Genomic DNA, 3,240 nt, shown 5'->3' with positions numbered 1-3,240 from the left:
CGCGACGGCCGGGGCCGCCGCGAGGCAGCCGGCGACGACGGCGCCCACGAGGATCGGCGCCGCGGCGCGCCGGATGCGGGGTCGGGTGGAGAGCATGGATCACCTTCGGTCAGGGGACGGGACGGCCCTCACTCTCGTCCCGCACGGCGAACCGCGGATTGCCGCGAGGTGAACGTTCGGGCCCGCTCAGACGACCGCCGCGAGCACGCTCTGCTCGGGCACGGGCGTGCGCGCGAGCGAGCCCCACGCCCTCGTGAGGGCCTGCACCGCGGCATCCGTCGTCTCGGCGTCGTAGCAGATCGGCAGTCGCAGGAACCGCTCGAAGGCGCCGTCGATGCCGAACCGCGGGCCCGCCGCGACGATGAGTCCCTGCGTGCGTGCGGCGAGCGCGAGCTGCGAGCTCACGGGCGCGCCGAGGCCGACCCACGTCGCGATGCCGCCGTCGACGTGCGGAACGTGCCAGCCGGGGAACGCGTCGGCGAGTCGCCGCTCGAGGTGGTCACGGCCGGCGCGGAGCTGCTCTCGGCGCTCGTCGAGGATGTCGTCCATCCGGGCGAGCAGTCGCGCGACGATGAGCTGCTCGAGGATCGGCGTGCCGAGGTCGCCCGGCGAGCGCACGGCGAGGAGCCGGCGGATGAGCGGACGGTCCGCGCGGATCCAGCCGACGCGCACGCCGCCCCACACGGTCTTGCCCACGGAGCCGACCATCACCGCCGGGCCGTAGGCCGCGAGCGGCTTGAGGTCGAGCCCTCGGTCGATGTCGAGTTCGGCGGTCGTCTCGTCGGCGATCACGACGGTGCCCTGGCGCGCCGCGGCATCGAGCACGCGCTCGCGGGCCTCGGCGTCGAGCGAGCGCCCGGTGGGGTTGTGGAAGTCGGGCATGAGGTACGCGGCGACGGGGTTCGCGTGGCCCATCGCGCGGACGAGGTCGCCCGCCTCGTCGACGGCGCCGAACCCGTCGGGTCCGACGTCGTCCGGGGCCGTCGCGACGGTGACGAGCCGGGCGCCCGCGGCACGGAGTGCCTCGTAGGCGTGGGGGTAGGTGGGCGCCTCGATGACGGCGCGGTCCCCGCGACCGACGACGGCGCGGGAGAGCAGCGCGATCGCGTGCTGCGCGCCGAGGGTCACCATGACCTGCTCCGGATCGGTGGGCAGGCCGCGGGTCGTGTAGCGGTCGGCGATCGCCGCCCGCAGCTGCGGGATGCCGATCGGGTCGAAGCCCGGGTCGCCGAGATGCGCGGGGAGGTCCTCGACCGCCTCACGGGCGACCTCCGCGAGCCACGGCAGTGCGGGGAGGGCGGCCTTGGAGAAGTCGACGTAGTCGGCCGCCGGCGGCACGGGGAGGACGGCGGGCGCGCCCGGCAGTCGGGCGACGCTGCCGGAACCCCGGAGGCTGCGGAGCATCCGCTGCTCGCGCAGTTCGCGGTAGGCCGCGGTGACGGTGGTGCGGCTGAGACCGAGCCGCGCGGCGAGGTCGCGTTCGGCGGGGAGGCGGGTGCCGACGGGGATCCGCCCGTCGAGGATCAGCAGGCGGATGCGGTCGGCGAGCGTCCGGTAGGCGCTGCCGCCGTCGGCGCGCCAGTCGCCGAGGAGGGTCTCGAGGGCGCGAGCGCTCAGGGTGGCTTCCATGGTGCGGGCCACTTTAGAGCAATTGGCTTCTTGCCGAAAGGCCAATTCGGGGATTGGATTGCCATCATGCCGTTCCGACTCCCTCGCACCGCCGACTCCGCACCCGTGTTCGGGCGCCGCCTCGTGCAGCTCTTCGGCGGCCTGTACCTCTACGGGCTCGGCATCGCGCTGATCGTGCGCGGCGAACTCGGCGTCGCCCCGTGGGACGTGCTCACGCAGGGCATCGCGAAGCAGACCGGGCTCGGCTTCGGGCTCATCACCGTGATCACGAGCGGGATCGTGCTGCTGCTCTGGATCCCCATCCGGCAGAAGCCCGGCTTCGGCACGCTCATGAACGCGCTCCTCGTGGGGCCCTTCGCCGACCTCTCGCTGTGGATGATCCCGACGGGACTGGACCTCTGGGTGCGCATCGTCATGCTCTTCGGCGGCATCGTCGTGCTCGCCGCGGCGACCGGCCTCTACATCGGCGCCCACTTCGGCCCCGGGCCGCGCGACGGTCTGATGACCGGCCTCCACCGCCGCACCGGATGGAGGATCTGGATCGTCCGCACCGGGATCGAGGTGACCGTGCTCGTGACCGGGTTCCTGCTCGGCGGCAACGTGGGCATCGGCACGCTCGCGTTCGCGCTCCTCATCGGCCCGCTCTGCGGGTGGACGATCCCGCTGTTCGCGGTGCGCCGCGGCCCGGCCGTCCGTCGCGGGACGCGGGACCGGGACATCCCGCATCCCGCGACGGGCGCCGCACCCGCGCAGGCCTGACCGCTCGGCCGCCGCCGGCGGATCGAGTCTCGGCGCCGGTCCGGAGTGGCATCGCAGCGTGGAACACTCCACGAGGCGGACGCGAAGCCAGCCCCAATCCGGGGGATTTCACCCGGTTCGGGCCCACTGCTAGCGTGCGGCCAGCCGTCGCAGACGCGGCCGATGCAGACCGAGGATCCTCGCGACGTACCTCTGGAGGAGACACCATGCGCACTCGAACGATCCTCGCCGCCGCCGGCGCCCTCGCCGCCATCGGCGCACTCGGCCTCGCGACCCCCGCGATCGCGGCCGAACCGAAGGTGAACCCGCACGCATCGTGCGTCGGGCTGACCTTCGTGCCCCAGGCCGTGGGCGAGCCCGGGGCGATCGCCCATCGGATCGCGGAGATCAAGGGCTTCATCGACATCCCGTTCGGAGTCGTCATCGGCGACTTCGCCCGCTGGGACCAGTCGGAGTGCTGAGTCGCGCCCGACGGGGCGCAGGGCCGGCCGACCGGTGAGCGGATGCCGCGGGGCGCGTGCCCCGCGGCATCCGTCGTCTCGAGCGCGGCAGCGCCTACAGGTTCGCCTCGGCGAACACCCGCAGCGCATCGCGCACGAACGCCGCACCCTGCTCGCCGCCGTAGTTGGCCGCGAAGCGCGGGTCGGCGACGTACATCTCGCCGAGCCCGATGACGTACGCCCGTACGTCGCCGCCGGGCGTGCCGGCAGGCGTGCCCGGGATGCCCGTCAGCCACTCGACGTGGCGCTTCGCGAGCGCCTGCGCCTCCACGGAGTCCGGCGCGACGCCCGAGTCGGCGGCCGCGGTCCAGTCGCGACCGAGTGCCGCGCTGCGCTCCTTCCACGCGGCGCG

General features: G+C 74.0%; 4 protein-coding genes. 2 read left to right on the top strand and 2 right to left on the bottom strand.

Going from position 1 to position 3,240, the window contains the following annotated elements; genetic code table 11:
* Positions 1-186: 186 nt before the first annotated feature.
* Positions 187-1,629, bottom strand: a complete 1,443-nt coding sequence (yczR, locus tag ESO86_RS14155; RefSeq protein WP_129235576.1) for a MocR-like transcription factor YczR — start codon at positions 1,627-1,629, stop codon at positions 187-189.
* A gap of 66 nt (positions 1,630-1,695) precedes the next feature.
* On the opposite strand from yczR, the gene yczE reads away from it, so the two are divergent.
* Together yczE and ESO86_RS14145 are read left to right on the top strand one after the other, a co-directional pair.
* Complete coding sequence (gene yczE, locus ESO86_RS14150; RefSeq protein ID WP_129235575.1) at positions 1,696-2,388, top strand: membrane protein YczE; 693 nt, start codon at positions 1,696-1,698, stop codon at positions 2,386-2,388.
* 206 nt (positions 2,389-2,594) lie between these two features.
* On the top strand, positions 2,595-2,849 hold the full coding sequence (locus ESO86_RS14145) for a hypothetical protein (protein WP_129235574.1): 255 nt from the start codon (positions 2,595-2,597) through the stop codon (positions 2,847-2,849).
* A 94-nt stretch (positions 2,850-2,943) separates the two neighbouring features.
* Here the strand turns inward: ESO86_RS14145 and ESO86_RS14140 are convergent.
* Positions 2,944-3,240: TipAS antibiotic-recognition domain-containing protein (locus ESO86_RS14140; RefSeq protein WP_207207148.1), on the bottom strand; the 297-nt coding region annotated here is incomplete at its 5' end.

The organism is Agromyces binzhouensis (assembly GCF_004135055.1).
Classification (GTDB): domain Bacteria; phylum Actinomycetota; class Actinomycetes; order Actinomycetales; family Microbacteriaceae; genus Agromyces; species Agromyces binzhouensis.
This window is presented reverse-complemented; position numbering and strand designations above follow the sequence as displayed.

Bases quoted from the DNA above. Each gene is read 5' to 3' on its own strand.
- ESO86_RS14145 (WP_129235574.1), top strand. From the start codon at position 2,595: ATGCGCACTCGAACGATCCTCGCCGCCGCCGGCGCCCTCGCCGCCATC.
- yczR (WP_129235576.1), bottom strand. From the start codon at position 1,629: ATGGAAGCCACCCTGAGCGCTCGCGCCCTCGAGACCCTCCTCGGCGAC.
- yczE (WP_129235575.1), top strand. From the start codon at position 1,696: ATGCCGTTCCGACTCCCTCGCACCGCCGACTCCGCACCCGTGTTCGGG.